The sequence below is a fragment of the Neobacillus kokaensis genome (assembly GCF_014656545.1).
GTDB classification, from domain to species: Bacteria; Bacillota; Bacilli; order Bacillales; family Cytobacillaceae; genus Neobacillus; species Neobacillus kokaensis.
Window position 1 is genome coordinate 65,160 of record NZ_BNDS01000008.1, and the last position, 21,797, is coordinate 86,956.

The following is a 21,797-nucleotide window of genomic DNA, read 5'->3' on the forward strand; positions in this document are numbered from 1 at the left end:
TTAAGATATTAAGCTCAACATTAATAATCTATTTAATTTAGTGCTATATAATAATTCGTCGGTTTAAATATGTACAAAAGGCCAGTTAGATATTAACCGGCCTTTTTTTTGTTAATATTCCTTTGGCTTTTCCGATTTTTCCTGATGGTCATTAATCAAACGGCTTCCAAAACTCGGGAGTGACCTCTCTTCTTTCCGTTCTCTCCTCTTTCTTAGCCATTCTCGAACACGTCTACGCAACCTTGACAGCTTCTTCATCTTCTTCACCCCAATCACCTTCAGCTTTTCTCCATCGGCAATCCTACGGGTTTCTATGATGTGTTTCATTAGCAGTGTATTGTATTTATTTTAACAGGTATGGGCAAGTCTAACAAATCCTGTTTCTTTTCACCGCGACGGGACCTTAAATAGGGGCAACGGGGAATAGAACCGGCTTCTTTTTACTGCGAAGGATTCAAAAGTGGGGATAACGACAAAAGAACTGGCTTCTCATAGCCCCCGCCTATGGGACAAAATGATCGTTCCAATCAAAGAAACAGTCTCATAGACCCCGCCTATGGGACAAACCGATCGTTCAAATCGAAGAAACAGTCCCATAAACCTCGTCTATGGGACAAAATGAACGCTCCAATCAAAGAAACAGTCTCATAGACCCCGCCTATGGGACAAACCGATCGTTCAAATCGAAGAAACAGTCCCATAGACCTCGTCTATGGGACAAAATGAACGCTCCAATCAAAGAAACAGTCCCATAGACCCGCCTATGGGACAAACCGATCGCTCCAATCAAAGAAACAGTCCCATAGACGCTCTCTTTTTACCGCGAATGGCCTTAAATGGAGGCAACGGGTAATAGAACTGACTTCTTTTGACCGCGAAGAGTCCTTAAGCGGGGACCGCAGGCAAAAGAACTAGCTTCTTTTGACCGCGATGGGGCCTTAAGTGGGGACAGCAGTCAATAGAACTGGCTTCTTTTTACCGCGAGAGTCCTTAAGCGGGGACCGCAGTCAATAGAACTGGCTTCTTTTTACCGCGGAGCGGCCTTTAGAGGGACCAACAGCAAAAAAAACTGGCTTCCTTTGACAGCGGAAGCCAGCCCCATCTCTGTTTCATATGTTAGGTGTATCACTCAACAAGCTGATCGCCAATAAAATGCATTTGCTTCATGACCCTTCCTTCCTTACTTTTGTCATAAACAGTGTATTCTTTTTGCGGTTCAGCATCTGACCAAACGATATAGGCAATGAGATCATTCTTATGATGCTCCAGCCTGTCTGTGCTCATGTACCCTTCATCAGGCTGCCAGTCTCTTGGCAAATCCTCACTTTCCCGATAAAAGGACAGATCAAAGATCCTGCTTTTGCCTTCTATTGCTTTTATTTCACCTGCAGCTGGATGATTCTTGCTGTATGCTTCAACTAATTTTTTTAACTCTGTTAGATCTTTTGGCGGGTTTAGAATCATATAATGCTTTCTAAGCGTCACCACTTCTTCATCCTTTTTACCAACGACCTCTTCTGTATTGGCGATTTCAAAAATCTTTGTTTCCCCGCTTGATTCCTCATTCTTTGTACAGCCAATTAAGAGTATACAAATCATCAAAACGATTATTTTTAGATTAACTTTAATCACAATTCTCCCTCAAATGGTTCATCTATTTCCATTACAGTCACAAATGGCTTATATTTCCCATTATATTCATCAAAATGCTGCAGGACAAACCAGGAACGGAATCCTGCTAAGTTCTTATACACCTTCTCTACATCTGGCTGATCGAGCCCAAAATGATCATATAAACGAACACGCATGACTCCTTTAAAGTGATTATTCTCTACTGAAAAATCTTTTACGGATACCGTATTCCCCCAAGTATCATTTACTGTAATAGTCAGTCCGCCTATCCGATCATTCCAAGTGCTAAACGTCGGGTAGCTAGCATTTCTCTGGATATAATTATAAAATTCATTTGTATTCTTTGTACTCTGATCAAACTTAAGTGCTGCCAAATTACCTCCATTTTTCTTTAGCTCATCCACTAAGGCCTTTTTGACAAATTCAACATAGGCTTTCGTTGTTTCATGCTCTTTTGCTTCTTTCGTTAACGTCTGGTTTCTATACTCTTTACCAGTTCCCTCTCTAAAATGATCAATCATATCTAAAATCACATCTTCCATATCTCCCGTGGCAAACAAGCTTGTTGACATATCCTCAAACTCATAAAAGAGAATACTTGGGAAAGAAGATTCAAGTAATTGGAGTCTGAACATCCAGCTAAGGTCTTTTATTTCATCTTCTGTATAATCATTTGTTTTCATATCATTCGCGACATTTCCATTTTCATCATAGCCTGCTGGCCGATCTGATTGAAAAATGACTGTATCGGAAAAATTAGCGTCCAACGGTCTTGAATCCACATTATCAAGTTTTCCATCTCCGTCACTATCTTTTCGGTCAGGAAAACTCGTTGGAAAGAAACCTTCAAAATGAATCGTAACGCCAAAAATGGTTGCCGTGAATGATTGGAACGGACCCATTTCTTCCCCATCGGTTAATCCATCTCCGTCCGTATCTTTCTTGTTAGGATCTGAGTAGATGATACCGTATGGTGTTTTCATTCCTTCCGTTTCATAGATATCGTATAAGCCATCGCCATCTGTATCTGTTGTATCAACGGCCGCTTGATTGTACTCCCCGCCTGTTTTCGTTGCCTTTACACTCTTCGTCACTGGGTAGTCTATTTTCTTATTCCAAAGCTCGAGCCATTTTGTCTTATCCACCACTACATATTCACCAAAGTGAGTCGTTTCCACACTTATTGTATTCTTACTTGCATCTAAAACAGCGTCGGGGCTTTTATACATTTCCTCCTTTTCATCATACCAAATGATGGCTAGATTATTTTCCGACGTGTTTCCTAGCTTCGCTTCATCATACGTAAACGTAATGCTTGCTTTCTCAAATTCTGATTTTGTTGTGATGTTTACTGGAGCACCAATAATACCGTGTAACTTCGTTGTTTTCATATTGTTTGTGCTGCTGATTCTAGTCGTTTGCGCAATATTACCCTTTGCACTAAACTCAACTTCTACACTTTTAATTTCCGATTGACCAGGCCGAATCAATGATTTACGAATCGATTGTTTATAGGCTTTCTGTGAATCCTCTATTCCGTCCTTGTCGCTGTCTGCAGCATTGGGATTTGTCTTTAAAGCATATTCATCTCCATCACTTAACCCATCGCCATCTGTATCGTACTTATTAGGTGATGATTTAAACTCATGTACTTCAAATCCGTCCGTTAAACCATCCTGGTCTGAATCTCCCTTCATCAAATTGGTTTTATAAGCTTGCTCGTCTTTATTACTCAGGCCGTCTTTATCGATATCTTCATCTGCATCACTTATGCGGTTACCATCTGTATCATATTTTGTTGGGGAAATAGTTGAGTTAACTGCATATTCAATATTGTCCTTTAATCCATCACCATCTGTATCCTTTTTATATGGATTCATCCCATTTAGGAATTCTTTTCCATCCTTTATCGTGTCACCATCCGTGTCAGAGGCAGATTCAAAGAATTCCTTATTAAAGGAGTAGCCGGCTTTTTCAAGTCCGAATAACACTTGTTTATAGGCATTTTGATAGGACTTTGATGCAGGGACGGCTAGATTTTTTTCTAGAAATTCATTCCCTTTTTCAGACATTTTCACCGCGTTATTCACATGAGCTTTTATTTTATTTCCTTTGTGATCTGCATGATCGGAGATATCCGTTAAGATGCCGATTGCATTTTTATTGACAATTTTATCCGATAAATAAAAATTAAACAGGATATCGGCAAGTAATACTTCGGTTGGTTCATTAAAGTCGTTTTTGGATGCATATCCCCATAGATAACCTGTTAATCTATGTTTGATGTCCAGGAGCCGGTCGCTTTTTAGAACTACGCCTTTTATGTACTCCTCTTGAACTGCTTGTTCATATTCGTTAATCAATTGTTCAAACGTATCCAGGTCATTCATACCTTTTTGCTTCAAGCCACCGTTTTTCTTAAATTCCCCTTCTAGTCCCGTGGCATCAAACTTAGCATTCGTATCTTTTAGGACTTTGGCGAAACGCTTTAGTTCATTTACTGCAACCTTATCGTAGATTTTTCCATCTCTGGTATCTTCATAGAATTCATATTCACTTAACCACTGTTTTACATTTTGCTCACTAGCATTCTTGTTTTTCCCTTGATTACCATTATTATTACCCTTAGCGGCCGCCCCTTGCCCGGATGCGCCGAAAACAATTGCAGAGGCTAGTAAAACATTCAACATACGTTTTCCTTTATTTTTCATCATGAAAACCTCCTATAAACTATTCACTAAACCTATCAAAATATCACTATATGGCGAGAAGCGGCATGCAGTTACTCTGGTAGAGTTATATAATTTTTTCATGATTGAAGGATTTGATATCGTGGTTCCCCCCAGAGAAATATTGTCAAACTCTTGAGATTATGTCATGAAATCCACTCCCTCTATAAAGATAAATATTTTAACGGTTTTACCCGTTATTAATGGTAACGGAGGACGAAGTGTGTCGAATTCATCCGGGTCATCTCACGACCTTCTGTTACGCCGATGGTTTGCAACGACTTCAATGGGATGCACTATTTTGGTCTTTGAGGAGATTTGAGCCTTTGTGATAAAAAGATAAAACTTCATCGGGCTGTTTCTAGTGAAGATTATTCGGAAAATGGGGTACATTCAAGTTCAGTCATCGTCATACTTACTTATTGGTGGAAACAATTTCCATACTTAATAATTGAACCAGTTTTTAGTTTAGATTATTTATCTTCGGTTTTTAAGGGGATAATTTACCATATTTGGATTTTTATATATAGTCCTTCCGTTCCGTAGTATCTTACGATTAAGGCTACAGATCAAGATTGTACAAAGAAGAATGTCTTGAGATTGGATTAAAATTTGCAATCTCTTGTTCCCTTTTACTTAACGAAAAAGACGCGTTCCTAAATAAACGCGTCTTTTGCTACAAGTCATTTTTACCATCTTATCCAAGATAAAAAAAGCTTACCTGATAAGTTTGGATAACGCACCCGTTCGTAGAATTGGCGCCACTATCTATCTTAACCATGCTTATCTTTCTTTTCCTTTTTTCTATGTTTCTCTTCTTCTTTTCTACGCTTCTCTTCCTCTTTTTTACGTTTCTTTTCCTCTTTTTTTAGATTGTTTTCTTCCTTTTTTCGATGTTTTTCTTCTTCTTTTTTAATAGGATGTTTTATTACTTTCTCGATTTTTTTCTTTGGTGGAACTTCTGCAGAAGGAATACCTTTTATATAAAGTTCATTATTCACTTTGTAAACACTGTCTGGCTGTTTAAAATTGGATGTGTCCGTTCCGAATGTTTGCATCATTACTTTAAACATTAACTGCGAGATTTTCGTCGTATCTCCGCTCAAATAGTTACCCTGGCCGTTTTGAGCATAACCAGTCCAGACAGCCATGGTGTATTGTGGTGTATACCCTGCGAACCAGCTATCATTTGTCGCAGTGTCTGGATATCCATATTTAGCACTCGTCTTTGAATCAAAGTTGGTTGTACCTGTTTTCCCGGCAACATCCAAACCAGGGACATTAGCCGTTTTTCCTGTCCCAGCATTGACGACTGTGCGCAGCATATCCGTTACCATATAAGAAGTATAATCATGCATCACACGTTTTGATTTCCCCGCAAAATTAACGACTTTGCCATCCGGAAAAACAACCTTTTTGACAAAATGAGGTTTATTGTACATGCCATTATTGGCAAAAGCACTGTAGGCGCCTGCCATATCTAAAGGACTAACGGTATTACTTCCGATTGAGTAAGATTCATATACTTGGTCATTGGCAAACTTAATGCCGAGTTGTTCGGCAAATTGCTTTGCCTTATCCATCCCAACTTCACGCATGGTGAGAAGCGCCGGGATGTTATAAGAGTTTTGCAGTGCCGTCCTTATTGTCATCATTCCATGATATTGATGATCCCAGTTGGAAATCGACTGGCCGGTTGAATAGGTCGTCGCCTGGTCATTAATCAAATGGCCTGTAGACCATTTTAAATGTTCAATCGCAGGACCGTAATCAAATATCGGCTTAAAGGATGATCCTGGTTGCCGTTTGATATCGACGGCAAAGTTGTGGCCTAAGAATTGGGACTTAAATTCATTTCGCCCGCTCCCTATCGCCCTGACTTCACCTGTCTTTGTATCTAAGAAAACGAATGCCCCCTGAAAATCCGCATCTGGATAAGCAATAATTTCATTGGTATTCATCATTCTGTCTGCAAAATTCTGTGCTTTTGGGTCAAGGGTCGTATAAATCGATAATCCATCCTCACCGATGTCGACATCCTTCATCTTTCCCTTTACCTCTTTCACAGCGGCATCCAAAAATGCTTCATAAGGCATACTTTGCTCGGTGTTCTTTGCAACAAGTCCCTCTGTTACAGGAACTTTTTCCGCTTCCTTCATTTGCTTTTCCGTTATATAGCCATCTCGAAGCATCGAAAGTAAAACAATGTGACGGCGATTCGTCGCTGATTCTACATTTTCCGGTTTGGTCGGATCGTAATTATTCGGACTCTGCGGCAGTCCGGCTATCATGGCTGCCTGAGCGAGCGTCATTTTTTTCAAATCATCGGCTTCAATCCCATAGTAATTCATTGCTGCCGCCGCAACTCCATAAGAGCGGTGTCCAAGGTAGATTTTGTTCAAATACATCATTAAAATGTCTTGTTTGGAATACTTTTGTTCCAGCTGATATGCCAATTTCCATTCTTGTACTTTTCTCTTTAACGTCTTCTCTCGCGTCAAAAAGGAGTTTTTAATGACTTGCTGCGTAATTGTACTTCCACCTTGAGATCCGAAATTTCCGGTTATGTTTACGAAAATGGCTTTGGCCGTCCTTTTCAGGTCAATTCCCTTATGATCATAAAAATGGGAATCCTCGGTGGCGATAAACGCTTGCTCCAGCACTTTCGGCACTTGATCATAGGTGATTTTCGTCCGCTTTTCCTTCCCGTATTCATATAGGAAGTTTCCGTCTTTATCGTAAAATTTTGTGGAAAGTGGATCCACCAGCTTAGAAGGGTCTAATGCAGGTGTCCCCTTCATCATGGATGCGAACGTAATGGCTCCTGCTCCTGCTGAAACAAGACCCAGCACCAAGCAGACAATCATCACCTTTTTTACGATCGATCCTTTTTTCAACAATGGTCCTTTATTCGGTTTCACGTTACTTCTTTCTTTATTTTGTACTGCCTTTTCGGCCCTTTTTCGTTCCTCACGAGATTGATAGGTTTCTTCTGACATTCTTTTTCACTCCTTGTCGTGCCTGTCACCACCCGAATTATGTCGAACACAATTCGGATATGTTGAGATCAATATTCCGTCTATCGTTTTCATGCACTTGGATATAACGTATTAAAGAAGGATTGATGCAATAATCACCATGGTCGCCTTTCACAAGAAAGTATTTGCGTCGGTCGATCTTTTCTATTATTTCTTGGATAACTTCTTCCTTACCCATATGGGGCGCTGTTATGATTTTTTCTCGTATTATATTATTCTCTAAAGTATAACAAACCACAAATTTCTTCAAATAATCCCTCCATTCATAACACATCAAATGGATCACAACCTTACAAGAGTACCAGATGAACGTTAATATGGCATGAGTCTAAATTATGGTTTCGTTGAATAAACTACCGACTTTTTAGCTATATTAAATCAATAAATGGCTCTCCTTTTTGAATAGCCTGCCTACGGTTTTTAAAATAACTTTATTATCATGATTATTTGTTTTTATGTAGTTTTGATTCCATATCAATAGATTAGAAGCTTATGAATAAAACGAAGAAGCTTGTTTTGAAAAAAGATTGATCAAAACTCGCTCTTCCTATATCCCGGTGAGAAAACAAACGTTTATTTGAAAATGCTCATTTACGCTCTACCAAAGGGTTTTGTTTGGTTAGCAGCTGAAATTTTTGTCAATCATACAAACGATTATGTAAAAATGGCTCTATCCCGCTATAATGCTAGCTTTTGATGTTCAGATATAGAAAAATAATGTCGAAAACTGGAGATAGCAAAGGGATTTTACAAGGGGAAAATATTGGGGGCTTGTGTTCAAAAAAAGAAGACACCACTTACGGAGTATAGTAAGATGTCTCCTTTTTAATAATTTTTTATTATATTTAACGACTATTGTTACCAGCATCAACGTGCATAGCTGTATAGAAGTATCTATCGCTCTAGTGCTTTTACGGACTCCTGCAGAATTGGATTCAAAATGACTTCAAAGAAACCCAAGAGACGTTTATCCAAGAAGTCAATGATCTAACGAAAACACACATTTACTCACTTAATTATATTGGAAATAATAAGGAATAAGTGTGTGCTCTAATAGTTTTAAATTTCAGGAAAAATTATCTTAGAGCCTTTAGGATTTCTTCCGATGATTGATTCATCCTGCTTATATCGATATGGTCCAACAGACTATCTGATACGTTATATTTCTTTTTTAAGTGTAAAATTCTTTCAACGCTTTCATCTATTCTCTGTTCGCTTATCGTCCCGTCTTGTACTGCCCTAGTCAAACTGGTGACAGCATTGATTTTATTTTCATAGCCATGGGCTACCAAGACAATGTCGTTTCCTGATTGAACGGCTCTTATGGAAGCTTCCCCAATATCATAATTTTCCGTAATAGCCCCCATTGTCATGTCGTCCGTGATCACTACCCCATCAAAGTTCAATTCTTCTCTTAAAATGTTCGTGATTACATTCTTGGATAAAGAGGCAGGATAGTCGCGGTCAATTTCAGGCAACAATATATGTGCCACCATCGTCATATCTGCTTGCTGATCAAAAGCACGCTGAAACGGCACCAATTCGAATTGTCGGAGCCTCTCCTTACCATGATTCACAATCGGTAAACCTAAATGTGAATCCACATCTGTATCGCCATGACCTGGAAAATGCTTTACGACCGGAATGATGTTTTTGGATTGGATGCCCTTCATTTCTTCGATCCCCATTTTTGAAACAATTTCCTTATTATCTCCAAACGCCCTCTCCCCAATTACTTGGTTAGCTGGATTGCTGTTAATATCTAGAACAGGTGCCATCGTCATATTAAAGCCAAAGGCACTTACCCTTTCACCAATGGCTTTCCCGACTTGGTGGGCAAGCGCTGCATTATTCGCATCTCCTATATCTTTACTGTCTGGAAGGTTGATGATTTCAGGCGGCATTCTTGATACTAAACCTCCTTCTTCATCTACAGCAATAAAGATTGGAGTATCGTTCAGGCCGGAATTGATTTCTTTTATTTTATTATTCAGATCCAATAATTGTTGAGCACCTGATATATTTTTCTTAAATAATATGACTCCTCCAACATGATAATCTTCTATTAATTTTCTAGTTTCATCATTGACTTGGGTATCTTCCAATCCAAACATAAGCATTTGGCCAACTTTTTCTTTTATCGACATAGAATCTATTATTTCTTTTATCGGATCCGTCACTTTATCAGGCCGGGGTTTTTCAGAATTATTTACTTCCATGTGATGGTCGGAAGCTCGGTTACATCCGATGAGAGCTAGTATCATAATAAAAGTAAAAATAAAAAATAACCGGTGCCAATTTTTTATATTATTCATAGTTGCCTCCCTTGATTCCAAATAACCGGCCGGAAGAAAAATACAATTCCCCTAGCTCCACCATCTTCAAAAACAGCATCCGCCTTCAGTTTTTCACCACCTCAGGATATGAGTTACTAATTAGTGAAGTAAATAATGCAGGCTGGCAATTTATAAATATTTCCATACTATATGTATCTATGATTTATTTTATTAGAGACTAAATTTTATGTAAATGGTTCTTTAGTGACATGGTTCATATGATAAACCTATGTTCTGGTTAAGACAGTAACAGTACATATTTATAGTAAGTAAATATAGCCGATAGTAAACCAGCTAGTTTCTCACTCCTGAATGCGCCCGATTCTGGAAGATCGACAATAAAAACGGACAGGCATTGATTTTATTTCCTGTCCACGTATTGTTTATTATTTTTCTACAGATCTTCTATATTGATATTGTTTCCATTGATACCTTATAAAGCAGCCGACGCAAAATCCTAATATGGCAATAAATGCTGCTGCCGCAACCATAATAGTGAAAACATACCCTGCTATGGTCCAATTCATTAGAAAACTTATGAAACCTCCTGCGAGACAAATGACGGCAATGGTTTGATTGAATTGTTGCTGGCCCCAATCTTCTGCCATATATTGTGATGGGTGCTTTCTTAAAAATAGCTTCGCTACACGCATGATGGGATTAAATCCGAAAAATAAGCCCATTAACCCCGCCAATAAGGGGATTAAAAGGAGCCATTCCTGCTTAGTTATCCAGGTTAACAATACAGACAAAACAATAAACCACTGATTTATTCGAACAAGGGGACGAGGAACTGAACGTAATTGATTTTCCATTAAACCCAACCTATCCTATTTGTTTTATGAGATTTACTCTTATTTTACTCGAATTTTTTTATAATGTGAAGAGATGATTTATCCGTTAGTTTTTTCCAACAAAAAACAGCTTGGAGACCTTACCAAGCTGAAGTTATTCCTTATTTAGTTGTTTTTAAATTTATTCGATTTCCTGGTGCAAACCAGCCTATTAGGGCAATACCGACTAATACCCCATAAAAAATCAAGGTCCAGGTTGTACTGTGCGGAAAATCGTGATCTATGACACCCACATCCTCATGGGCCAGGGTAATGACAGCCAGTTTAACGCCAACCCATGCAACAATACCATAGGCTGTGGTTTCCAATGCTGGACGTTTTTCAAGAAGCTGGACAAACCAGGTAGCTGCAAACTTAATTAAAACAAGTCCCGCAATCCCTCCAATAAGGACAACTATGAACTGTCCTCCATCCATCCCGCCGAAATCGCCTAGAGGGGAATCGGGAAGACCCAGGGCTAGAGCAACAGCAGCAAGAATCGAATCAATCGCAAAAGCGAGGTCAGCTAAGGCAATCTTTCCTACAGTCGGCCAGAAACCTTTACCTGCCGATTCCTTTGCATCGTCCTTATGAATATTCTTATTATCTTTTCCGAACCGCGCCTGAATGATGTGCTTTAACCCTAAGTAAAGAAGATAAGCCGCTCCTATCGCCTGTATCTGCCAGACATTTGCAATAAATGAAATCACAAAAAGCGCCACAAATCGAAAAGCGAAGGCCATTAAGATTCCGTAATTGATCGCTCTTTTTTTCTGATCCACGGGTAAATGCTTAGCTATAACCGCTAGTACAAGGGCATTGTCTGCCGATAACAATCCCTCTAATCCGATTAATATTAACAATGCCCAAGCATATTCCAGCCATATTGATTCCATCAACTCTCCTCCTTTTTAAACATAACCGTTTCGATAGCAATAGAATTCCCCCATAAGCTAACCATCAACCATAAAAAACTATTTTTAGAACTGGAGAAATTTGTACAGCAGCTTGATTCCCCTGCGTCAAGTGGACGAATCTGAAGGATTATGCAAAAGAGAGCAGCAGGAAGCTGATCAATGGGCAGTCTAATTAAAAAAACTTCAAGTCAGCCGCAAAAAACATTCGTTTTTCGGGCTAACTTGAAGCCTATGGAAGGTTCAAATCTTAATTCTTATATTTTTCCTTCATTTCTTCTTCCTTTTCCTTAATGGACTGTTTTAATTTTTCGCCTTCCGTTTTCAAGGTGTCCCTCAATTCCTCAAAATGGTCCTCCGCGTAATCCTTTAAAATGTTATAGCGCTGGTCTATCAGGCTGTCAACTTCTTGACGAACCTCACTGTCGTATTGCTCTTTTTGCTGCAGGTAATAGGCTGCTTCTTGGAGCCTGGTTTTTTCATCATAAATGAGGTTCGTAAAGTCAGCTTTGACATCATATAACTCATTTGTTTTCTTATTTTGTTCGTCCCAGACTTTATTCCAATTCTTATTGCCCCAATCCCACCATTCATTCCAAAGGCGTCTTCGTTCATCTTCCCAAAGCTTGTTGAAATCCTCCGCGGTTTTCACCGTTTCAAATTGTCCTCCGCCTGCTTGTGCCACCTGAAGTAATTGCTTTTGACCGTTGCTGTCTACATCGAAACCGATAATATTCACAACCGCTTCAATATTGGAATCATGAAGCTCTTTCGCCGCTTTCACCGGATTGCCGTTACATGTTTCGACCCCATCACTCACCACATAAATAATATTTTGCCCCGGCTTATTGGCTTTTTCAAAATCAGCCTTTGTTTCCGAAATGGCTTTTGCAATCGGTGTCCAGCCGGTCGGCTCAAACTTTCCTAAAGAAGATTTAAATTCTTTTTCATTATAAGGCTTTAAATCATACACCACTTCTGTGCTGCCGCATGAAACCTTTTTATCACTGTCACTGTTGCTTCCTTTATGTCCATATACCCTTAACGACACATTTGCCCCTTCCGGCATGGAGGCCACAAACTGATTAACAGCTTCTTTCGCCAGATCCATTTTTGTCTTGCCGCCAATTTTTTGCGCCATACTGCCACTAGCATCTAACAAAATGGCGATATTCGCACTTAGGCCTAAATCCCCGTTATCGTCGAGCTTCATGCCCCCGGGCATTTCACTGATGACGGTTTCGATACTTGGATTAAACGCTTCATAATAGTCGTAGAAGGAACGATAATTCTCTCCTTCCCGCATTAACTTAAGCAAGGCATCGTAGATTTGAAAGCTGTCTTTGTCCTGAAAGGAACTTTTATCTAATGTCCTGTGAACAATGGCTTTATTATAGGCATTGCCTGAATATGTACCAGGCTTCTCTTTTAAAATCTCTTCGACACTTGTGGCAACATTCATTTCATCCTCTTGTTCCTCAACCGCCGCAGCTGTTTCTTCCTTTACTTTCTCGCTTTTCGTTTTGTCGCCTGCTGTCTGCTCTTTGCTGCCGCAAGCAGATAAGGCAAATAGCAGCATGATCGCTAAAAGCGTAAACAGAAATAACTTTTTCTTCTTCATGGTTCCCCTACACCCCTAGTTAGATTGTTCTGCCCATTTGGGACTACTTTTTACACATACGTCATATTATGCAAATTTTTCCACATAATTGGAATAGGTCGAAAGTTCCAATCCCCTGACATTCCTTTTGATTCTGTCGAAAACAAATGGCGGTTCGTCAACAGGATTCAACTAATTTCCCGCGAGGTTTTTGCTAGAGTAAAACTAGCAATTATTTAGGAGGGATCCTTATGTATTTCGAATTTTTACTAGACGCATTGCTAGGTCCAAGAGAGGTCCTGCATTCGATGGAATGCCCAGTTTGCGGCTTTGATGAAGTCTATTACCGCGATCCCGCATCCATGGAACAGCTCGGACGGGCCTGCCAGGGCTGCAACTTTGTCCAGAAGTTTGATTTTAAGAGCGCCTCCGATATCCAAGAAAAGCTTTAACCATCCAGCGATTCACGGGCCCGATTCTTATTCCGGAATTTCGTACTTGTTTCTGCCTTCGACGATTTTCTGCTTATCGGGCTTTTTGCCGTTCATTCATTTGCTCTAGTATAATCCCCCTGCCCCCTTTACAAGATGCTGCATTTCATGAGCGTGTTTTTCGGTCACCGCAAATAATCATAAGAAAAATATAGTATTTTGCTTTTAAAAGGGCATTTTAAAAATATATACTGCCTGGAGGTTAATTACTTATGAATTCTGAACAACATATTCGTCTTACTTCTTCTGAAATCGCTCAGCTTTGGACTGGATATATGAATAATAGTATGTCTATGTGTGTATTGAAGTATTTTAAGGAAAAGACCGAGGATGAGGAAATTCGAAACGTATTAGATTTTGCTATTTCGATATCAGATAAGATGCTGCAGGACATTACAGAGATATATGTGAGAGAAAATCATCCCATTCCTGTTGCTTTCAATGAAAGCGAGGATGTTAATTTGAATGCACCTGCTATATACTCCGATGTGTTCATGTTAAATTTTGTTCACTATATGTCTAGATATGGAATGACGGCATACGGTTCTGCGTTTGCTAGTTCTGCACGTTCGGATATTGTTGAACTTTTTACAATGGCAGTAGAATCGTGCATGGAGCTTTATAAAAAATCGTTAACCACGTTATTAGAAAAAGGCCTCTACCATAGGGTAGCTGCCATTCCCATTCCTGAAAAAGTGGATTTCGTTCAAAAGCAAAGCTACCTAACTGGATGGTTCGGTGAACGCCGCCCTTTAAATGCGGCAGAAATCATGAACCTTTATAATGACATTCAAAGAAATGCCCTCGGAAAAGCTTTATTACTCGGATTTGGTCAAAGCGCTGGTTTACAACAGGTTCGAAATTATATGGTGAAGGGCGCTCAAATTGCCGGCAAGGTCGTTGACGTACTTACACACATCCTAATGGAAGAAAATATTACAGAGCCCCCAACTTGGGATTCTGAGGTCTTGAACTCTACTACACCTGCTTTTTCCGATAAGCTGATGATGTTCCACTCCGCTTTGTTGATCAGTGCCTCTTCTGGATACTACGGAACCGCTTTAGGGACATCAGGGCGAAGGGATATCGGCGCGAAATATTCACGGCTTTTGATTGAAGCCCTTCAATATGCAGAAGACGGTGCCCATATCCTTATTGAACAAGGCTGGATGGAGCAGCTGCCTCAATCAAGCGATGAAATTGAAATTGCCAAAATCAAAAAGAAATAGGAGAATTGGCCATGTTTACTCGATTTCCAGTCAAGTAAATTCACATTAGTCCAAGCACGAACTCATTTCCTCCCATATACATATCATTGAACCAAAAGATTTCATTGATATTTATTTTAAAAGGGGAATGATTGTATGGGGATAGGAAAACAAAATTGTACGATTCTCAGGCATCAGGCGACAATAGCAATTTCACAACCCTCAGGGGCATCATTTGCCTATTTCACAGATTTGACTGAAAATCACTATAAGGCAATGATTGACGTTTCTATTCAAAGTCCGACCGGTGCACCTCTAAATGCCCAACTAGTTGTAACACCGCGAATCGGATCTGATATTACTATCGATTTCACTGATACAGTTGTTGTTCAGATAGAAGATGCGCGAGCTGTCACTCTAAATTCTACTAGTGGTGGAATTGAAGGAGTTATGAACATTGTTAAAGATTTTTGCATTTGCTGCCCGGGTTTTGAGGAGGTTCATAGACATGAAGGTACTTTTACCTTTAGGGGATCCCGTTTTCTTTTTACAGATTTGACTTCCAACCACTATAAGGCAATGGCTGTCGTCAATGGAAGATTTGGGGGAGAGGTTGTAGTGACACCACGGATTGGAGAGGCTGCAACCATCACTCTCCCGCCGCTTGGGCAAAGTGTCATTCAATTTGAAGATGCTCAAACTCTATCAGTTACAACAACAGGGGCCCCAGAAGGAACTCCAAATAATGTCCAAATTATAAAAGACTTCTGCATGAGCTGCCCATAAAGAATAAAGGCTATTTCGTACTTAAAGTCCAAAAGGCAGCACAGCCTTTTGGACTTTTTCATGTGCTCGTGGACCGTTCTCCAGTTTCTAGTGGGAAGGGTGCCCTTCAAGAGCCTCCTGTAGTTTTTCCGTCTGAACGAACATATTCGATGCTGGCATTTGCACTTGTTCCTTATGGCATGCAGACATTAGTTCAAACCTGACCTGCCTGGAGGTTTCAAAATACTCTTCAGGCCGCACCAGTCCTGTTATACAAAATTCGTACCCAACATATTTAAGATTAGGATTTAGGTCTGTAATCCCAACATATTGAAATGGTTCCACAGCCTCATCCTCTTGCCTAAACAGGCTTTGTGCCCATTTTTCATTGCAGGTCACACAGACTTGCAGTAGCAATTCCTTTATTTTTTCCGGATCTTCTTGATAACTGACGGTAATCCGTTCAATTACCCGCATCCAGCCTTTATTAAAATTTTGGATTGTTCGAATCTCCCCATGCGGGATGGTAAGAAGTTTTCCCGACCATTCGCGAATTTGCATATAGCGGATACTGATTTCCTCAATGGTACCGGAGCTTGTTCCGTTGAACGTCACAAAATCGCCGACACGAAATTCCTTATCCGTTAATCTCGCAAACCCTAATATAACGTCCTTCAGCATTTGTTGTGCGGCAAAACCGACGACGACTCCGGCAATCCCTGCCCCAGCAAGAATTCCTTTAATATCTATAAATTGGCTAATTAGAAAGATAATAAGGCTGGTCACAATCCCATACCTTAAAATCGAACGAATAACTCCTTGCATCGTCTGTTCCGATTCTTCATCAAAAAAGTTTGACTTCCTAAAGAACCATTCGATCATACGGTTTATAATAAAAGAAACAGTCATGAGAATCAAAGCAAACAGAATAAATCGCAGGAGTAAAAACTCCCTTATAATCTTAAAAAAATCCTCGGTCAACGTTAATAAATCCATCCATCCACGTCCTTAAATACTGGGTTCATTACATTTTCTTTTTCGGATTCGGGCTATTTCCGCTGTCTGAAGAAATTCCATCTCTTAGAAAAATTACCCAGCATGAAACTGGCTAAGTTTATCCGGAAATACCACTGTTTTATTGTTTCCAAAATCCATACAGGTACTGGGGTGCCAGAAATGAAGGGATAAAAGTTTTTATATGCCCAGAGAAGATGTTCCCAACGGTAATCGTTTCCCTTTTGGACATATTCCGAGACGTCAAGAACTTTTCCTCTTCCATTTTGCAAAAGGATGTTTTTGAGGTGAATATCCCGCGGATTCAACCCTTGACGACGGATATACTCCCGTGCCTCCTCTACATCCAAAATCGCTTGTTCCGGGACCGGAATGCCTTGCACCAAACATTCATACAAAGTGACCCCCTGTTCGAAACTCATCACGATGTAGTTCGTTCCACTCCCGTAAAATGTCGGGAAATAACGAGCCCCTTTTAAATGTTCGTAAACATATTCTTCCACTTCTTTTTTCTTTAATGCTTGAGAAGAATATACCTTAAATACAACGTCAGGGGTTTTATGATAATGGAAAACGGCAGCATCCGTTCCAATTCCGATGCATGTCAGACCCTCTGCAGCCCCCATAATAGTAACAGACTGATTATTTTCACTCCCAATCACTTGAATGTTCCTCAGTGCTTCATCTGCCAGTTTCCAATCTGATATCATAAACATCTCCTTTTTGTTTTGCTTTTTACGCTGCTAAAAAAACTTCAACTTTTATTTATTTATATTTAGACTCGGAACAACCGGTGTATGTTTAATCCATTCCTTAAAGTTATACGATTAGTTAAAAGGGAGGTTTCAGAAAAAATTTGCAAAAACAGAATCACCTTAATGACTTTTTCAAGTGAATAGCCAGCCGCCGCCAAACCCTCAGGGGGCGGTCCTAGTAATTTACCACCATGTTTTTGATGCGAAAACTAGTATTTAATTTTAGAAGTGGGCGGTGGTTCCTTGCGGCGGTATTCCGTTTGCAGCAAACGTCATTTCGAATATCCTCAACGGGCCGATTTTTTTAAAAAAGTTGGATACTATAAAATTAGTATTGAAAAATGTCGGAGGTTTTGCTGATGATTAAAAAAAGGCACTTAGCATTTAATATATCGATGATTGTCATTCCATGGTTAACATTGTTGTTTATCGGAAAGCGGGAGTTTAAACGGTATTCACTGGCGGGCGTATTTATTGTCATTTTTGAGATTCTTAATCATTGGTACGGCCACAAACGGAAATGGTGGAAATTTTACGACAAACGCAGATCATTTTTCAAAGACGAGCTGCCTTGGAGTGTCGGACCTTATATGCCCATTTCGATGTGGCTGCTGAAATTTTCGTACGGCAATTTTAAAAAGTTTGTCCTGCTTAACGCTATTTTCGATGGCCTTTTTGCCTTTCTTTTCATCAATATAACAAAAAAACTCAAGCTGGTCGCCCTGAACCGCATCAACCACATCCAATTCTTCATCTACCTTCACTACAAAGCCTACCTGTTATACGGTGTGCAATATCTGTATGAGAAGGCGCGGAGCAGGATGGTGTGATGCTTGGACTGGGGATTCATAGAGGCGTCCATGCACCTTCTTAGTTTTTCCATGAGTTCCTGTTCGCCGCATGTATGATGGTATGATGCCCGTGCGTGTGTCTCACTCATATCGCATCCAAAATTGGGAATATTACTTACAAGTAGATTCGTTTTTAAAGGAGATTGCACATATGGATGATAAGACAAAGATCCCTTTGACTGCAGCAGAGATGTCTGGTTTGTGGGCACAGTATATTAATGATACGTTGGCGGTTTGTGTGAGTCGTTATTTTTTGGAGATGGTGAAGGATGAGGAGGTTCGGCCGATTGCAGAATGGGCGTTGAAGACGGCCAACGAGAATCTTGGCATCATACGGGAGTTATTTGAAAAGGATGATTTCCCCATTCCACTTGGATTTACGGAACAAGATGTGAATCCCCAAGCCCCGAAATTGTTCTCGGACACTTTTGTCTTGGTTTATTATCGGCATATGTCGGTGATTGCCCTTGCGGCAAATTGCGGTGGACTCAGTGTGGCAACGAGGCCGGATGTGGTCGCGTTTCATAAGCGGATCATTGATAAAGGGATTGACTTACAGGACCTGACCCGCGATCTAATGCTAAAGCAAGGGACGTATGTGAAGCCCCCTTATATCTCCGTTCCGGACAAAGTTGATTTTATCGAAAAGCAAAGTTTTCTCACCGGGTTTTTTGGCAAAAAGCGGTCGTTTACGTCTATTGAAATCACGCATTTATTCTTGAACGTCCAGTCCAACGCGATCGGAAAGGCATTAATTACGGGATTTGCCCAAACGGCGCAGGACAAAGAAGTGAAATCATTTTTGGTGCGCGGAATGCAGCTTTCGCAAAAGTTTGTCGATATCTTTAGCGACATTTTAATCAAGGACGACCTGCCTGCGCCGATGAGCTGGGATTCGGCGGTTACCGATTCAACCGCGACCGTGTTTTCAGATAAATTAATCATGTTCCATGTTTCCGCCATGATTGCAGCCGGCATCGGCAATTTCGGCATGGCGATGGCCGCCAGCCCAAGAAGGGACCTAGGCGCACAATATGCAGCCCTTCTCCCGGAAATCGCGCTATATGCCGAGGACGGCGCCAATCTCATGATCAAGCACGGCTGGCTAGAAGAGCCCCCGCTGGCCGATGACCGAGATCAGTTGATAAAACGTGAATGATGGTTAGGGATAGTTCTCGCAGCCGCAGCTTTAGTGATTTCGGAGTTTGATTGGACTATTTATGTTTGTAAATAAACCATTTCAGGCAGCTAGATTGCTTCTAGCTGTCTGAAATGTTGTAGACCTGTCTTTTTCGAGCAGTTAAAATTCCTATCCTAACTAACATTCCTATCGCTGAATAACAAAGCATCAGGTTTCATGAAATTAATCCATAGCCCCAGAGATAGAATCTCAAATTTCTCACCACCAGCTAATTTTCTAACTATCTCGTACAAGTTTCGCTTGGACAAATATTATGCTGTTAAAAAGTTCCCTCAAAACATAAAGAAACGTCTGCAATAAATGCAAACGTTCCAAAGTGAGAAATATAAATGTTTCGTGGAGTAGCCTTTGTGTTATAACATATGCATTCAAAATAAAACTGGGTAGACAAACGTTGCCTAATAGGAGATTATGTTGACGATCTTAAAAAAATCCACGTCTTCTTCTTTCAATTTCAAAACGCCTTCTTCTTTCAATTTCAAATCTACGTCTTCTTTCTATTTCAATTTCGATTTCAATTTCAATTCTTCTTCTCCGTTCAATTTCAATTTCAATTTCGATTTGGAAGGGTCTTCTTGGAATGAAAAACATGCTTATAACCTCCTTTCATTTCAGAAGATTATTGAAAAGGGACAGATTTGCCGAACTAATCTGCCCTTCTACTGAAAATCAGTTCCTTCAGCGGCTTAGTAACCATAACCGCCGGAAACACTAGCACCTACAATGATCAGCAATACAAATAGTACAACGATCAGTGCAGCCATATTTCTGAGTCCATCCATATATCGTTCACCTCATTTTCTAAAAATTTCACAATTACAATCTCTGAGGAATATTTTTAAACTTTTAATATGTTGAAACAGATGTTAGTACGATAATTAATAAAATAAACAATACTACGATTAAAGTGAAGTTAAAAGAGGAGCCATATCCGCTTGAGTATCCATACATAAACTATCACCACCTGTTATTTTTTGAGGATAATATTTACATCCCACTATTAAGATATTTTTTTTATAAAAAAATGTTTGGACAAGTCACTAATTATTAAGAAAATCCGCAGCCTCACTATAAAACTCCTATATAGCATTGAAAATTTCAAGGTTTCAATTCATGCTTTCACCCTTACTAATTGTCTTATGGGATGTAAAGAAGCGTATCAAACGGACGATACGCTTCTCTGGGGGTATCCCAATGTACAGCTGCTGGTAAACGGCGGTGCATGTTACGGTGTGAGAGATTCCTATCTCTCAATGATAAAATATGCACATAGCATAAAGATGATTGGACAAGCATTGATTATTTTAAAAATTATTTCTAAAAAATATATTAAATCTTCTTTCATCTATTCAAGAATAAATATATACACACTTTTTTCTCTTCTTCATAATTTACTTGAAATACGATAAAAAAAAGGCATTTACCAAACCGATTAGGAAATGATTTCAGAACATTATGGCTTCGTGAAGACATAGTGAAAATAAAGGAGTTTTAACGAAAAAGGACAGATTCGAATTCTGTCCTTTTACTGAAAATCAGTAACATGGCCCCTCTACGACTTAGTAACCGTAACCGCCGGAAACACTAGCTCCTACAATGATCAGCAATACAAATAGTACAACGATCAGTGCAGCCATATTTCTAAGTCCATCCATATATCGTTCACCTCATTTTTCTAATAATTTCACAATGACAATCTCAGAGAAATATTTTTAAACTTTTAATAAGTTGAAACAGATGTTAGTACGATAATTAATAAAATGAACAATACTACGATTAAAGTGAAGTTAAAAGCTGAGCCATACCCGCTTGAGTATCCATACATAAACTATCACCACCCGTTATTTTTTTGGAATAATATTTACATCCCACTATTAAGATATTTTTTTATAAAAAAAATGATTGGACAAGTTCATAATTATTAAGATAAATCCGCAATTCCACTATGAAATTCCATTAAATACCCATCTAATGTTGGGAATTTCAAGGCTTTGAATCAATCCTTCTTCCCTTACTAAGGTGTCTGATGAAATGAAAAGAAGCGTATCAAACGAACGATACGCTTCTCCGGAGGTAATCTAATGTGCAATAAGCGGTCTACGATGGTGGAGGCTACGGCGCGGGAGATTCCTGTCTCCCTATGATAAAATATGCATAGTGAATAAAAAAGATTGGACAAGCGTGGAAAATAAAAAAATTATTTTAAAAAATCATTCTCCTCTAGGCAAGTCACTATAAATACTTATCTTTCGATTATCCCCCATCCCTCTATCCTGGTTTTTTAAAAAAATATGGTTACCCTAAAACATAAAGAAACGTCAGCAATAAATGCAAACGCTCCACAGTGAGGAAGTAAATGATTCAATCTCGAAGGGTCTTCCTTGAAAGAAATACATGCTTACAACCTGCTTTCATTTCAGAAGCTTATCG

Annotated in this window: 20 protein-coding genes; 5 read left to right on the forward strand and 15 right to left on the reverse strand. The window is 39.5% G+C overall.

What is annotated here, in order from left to right; translation table 11 throughout:
* Window positions 1-111: 111 nt before the first annotated feature.
* The 8 genes from IE222_RS11155 to IE222_RS11190 form a co-directional block, all read right to left on the reverse strand.
* On the reverse strand, window positions 112-258 hold the full coding sequence (locus tag IE222_RS11155; RefSeq protein ID WP_223282654.1) for a hypothetical protein: 147 nt from the start codon (window positions 256-258) through the stop codon (window positions 112-114).
* An 867-nt stretch (window positions 259-1,125) separates the two neighbouring features.
* Window positions 1,126-1,632: a hypothetical protein gene (locus IE222_RS11160; protein WP_191272758.1), complete on the reverse strand. Its 507-nt coding sequence runs from the start codon at window positions 1,630-1,632 to the stop codon at window positions 1,126-1,128.
* Window positions 1,629-4,346 carry a DUF3289 family protein gene (locus IE222_RS11165; RefSeq protein WP_223282655.1) on the reverse strand — a complete coding sequence of 906 codons (2,718 nt, stop codon included), beginning with the start codon at window positions 4,344-4,346 and terminating at the stop codon, window positions 1,629-1,631. The genes IE222_RS11160 and IE222_RS11165 overlap by 4 nt, the downstream gene beginning before the upstream one ends.
* 788 nt (window positions 4,347-5,134) lie before the next feature.
* A complete protein-coding gene (locus IE222_RS11170) occupies window positions 5,135-7,360 on the reverse strand; it encodes a transglycosylase domain-containing protein (RefSeq protein WP_191272762.1) in 2,226 nt (741 codons plus the stop codon).
* A gap of 1,115 nt (window positions 7,361-8,475) precedes the next feature.
* Window positions 8,476-9,714 carry a beta-N-acetylhexosaminidase gene (nagZ, locus tag IE222_RS11175; RefSeq protein WP_191272764.1) on the reverse strand — a complete coding sequence of 413 codons (1,239 nt, stop codon included), beginning with the start codon at window positions 9,712-9,714 and terminating at the stop codon, window positions 8,476-8,478.
* 407 nt (window positions 9,715-10,121) lie between these two features.
* Window positions 10,122-10,550, reverse strand: a complete 429-nt coding sequence (locus IE222_RS11180; protein ID WP_191272766.1) for a DUF4395 domain-containing protein — start codon at window positions 10,548-10,550, stop codon at window positions 10,122-10,124.
* A 140-nt stretch (window positions 10,551-10,690) separates the two neighbouring features.
* Entirely contained in the window at window positions 10,691-11,464 is a 774-nt protein-coding gene (locus IE222_RS11185) for a TerC family protein (RefSeq protein ID WP_191272768.1), read from the reverse strand.
* Between the two features lie 268 nt (window positions 11,465-11,732).
* Window positions 11,733-13,103, reverse strand: a complete 1,371-nt coding sequence (locus tag IE222_RS11190; RefSeq protein WP_191272770.1) for a VWA domain-containing protein — start codon at window positions 13,101-13,103, stop codon at window positions 11,733-11,735.
* A 230-nt stretch (window positions 13,104-13,333) separates the two neighbouring features.
* Between IE222_RS11190 and IE222_RS11195 the strand changes: the two genes are divergently transcribed.
* The 3 genes from IE222_RS11195 (at window position 13,334) to IE222_RS11205 (ending at window position 15,567) form a co-directional block, all read left to right on the forward strand.
* The gene (locus IE222_RS11195; RefSeq protein ID WP_191272772.1) at window positions 13,334-13,534 is read left to right on the forward strand and encodes an acyltransferase; all 201 of its coding nucleotides are present in this window, start codon (window positions 13,334-13,336) and stop codon (window positions 13,532-13,534) included.
* A 251-nt stretch (window positions 13,535-13,785) separates the two neighbouring features.
* On the forward strand, window positions 13,786-14,802 hold the full coding sequence (locus tag IE222_RS11200) for a DUF3231 family protein (RefSeq protein WP_191272775.1): 1,017 nt from the start codon (window positions 13,786-13,788) through the stop codon (window positions 14,800-14,802).
* 135 nt (window positions 14,803-14,937) lie between these two features.
* Window positions 14,938-15,567: a hypothetical protein gene (locus IE222_RS11205; protein ID WP_191272776.1), complete on the forward strand. Its 630-nt coding sequence runs from the start codon at window positions 14,938-14,940 to the stop codon at window positions 15,565-15,567.
* Window positions 15,568-15,654: 87 nt separating this feature from the next.
* Here IE222_RS11205 and IE222_RS11210 read toward each other — a convergent pair whose 3' ends face one another.
* Both IE222_RS11210 and IE222_RS11215 read right to left on the reverse strand, forming a co-directional pair.
* Complete coding sequence (locus IE222_RS11210; RefSeq protein ID WP_191272779.1) at window positions 15,655-16,542, reverse strand: mechanosensitive ion channel family protein; 888 nt, start codon at window positions 16,540-16,542, stop codon at window positions 15,655-15,657.
* Window positions 16,543-16,595: 53 nt separating this feature from the next.
* Window positions 16,596-17,270 carry a serine/threonine protein kinase gene (locus IE222_RS11215; protein ID WP_191272781.1) on the reverse strand — a complete coding sequence of 225 codons (675 nt, stop codon included), beginning with the start codon at window positions 17,268-17,270 and terminating at the stop codon, window positions 16,596-16,598.
* Between the two features lie 404 nt (window positions 17,271-17,674).
* Between IE222_RS11215 and IE222_RS11220 the strand changes: the two genes are divergently transcribed.
* Both IE222_RS11220 and IE222_RS11225 read left to right on the forward strand, forming a co-directional pair.
* Window positions 17,675-18,145, forward strand: a complete 471-nt coding sequence (locus tag IE222_RS11220) for a hypothetical protein (RefSeq protein WP_191272783.1) — start codon at window positions 17,675-17,677, stop codon at window positions 18,143-18,145.
* 172 nt (window positions 18,146-18,317) lie between these two features.
* A complete protein-coding gene (locus IE222_RS11225) occupies window positions 18,318-19,325 on the forward strand; it encodes a DUF3231 family protein (protein WP_191272785.1) in 1,008 nt (335 codons plus the stop codon).
* 465 nt (window positions 19,326-19,790) lie between these two features.
* Here the strand turns inward: IE222_RS11225 and IE222_RS11230 are convergent, their stop codons facing one another.
* The 5 genes from IE222_RS11230 to IE222_RS11250 all read right to left on the reverse strand — a co-directional run bounded on the left by IE222_RS11230 (window position 19,791) and on the right by IE222_RS11250 (window position 21,192).
* A complete protein-coding gene (locus tag IE222_RS11230) occupies window positions 19,791-19,958 on the reverse strand; it encodes a hypothetical protein (protein WP_191272787.1) in 168 nt (55 codons plus the stop codon).
* A 95-nt stretch (window positions 19,959-20,053) separates the two neighbouring features.
* Complete coding sequence (locus tag IE222_RS11235; RefSeq protein WP_191272789.1) at window positions 20,054-20,149, reverse strand: YjcZ family sporulation protein; 96 nt, start codon at window positions 20,147-20,149, stop codon at window positions 20,054-20,056.
* A gap of 64 nt (window positions 20,150-20,213) precedes the next feature.
* The gene (locus IE222_RS11240) at window positions 20,214-20,318 is read right to left on the reverse strand and encodes a YjcZ family sporulation protein (RefSeq protein WP_191272791.1); all 105 of its coding nucleotides are present in this window, start codon (window positions 20,316-20,318) and stop codon (window positions 20,214-20,216) included.
* Window positions 20,319-20,926: 608 nt separating this feature from the next.
* Complete coding sequence (locus tag IE222_RS11245) at window positions 20,927-21,022, reverse strand: YjcZ family sporulation protein (protein ID WP_191272789.1); 96 nt, start codon at window positions 21,020-21,022, stop codon at window positions 20,927-20,929.
* 65 nt (window positions 21,023-21,087) lie between these two features.
* Window positions 21,088-21,192 (reverse strand): YjcZ family sporulation protein, encoded by a 105-nt coding sequence (locus IE222_RS11250; RefSeq protein ID WP_191272792.1) that lies wholly within the window; start codon window positions 21,190-21,192, stop codon window positions 21,088-21,090.
* Between the last annotated feature and the right edge of the window lie 605 nt (window positions 21,193-21,797).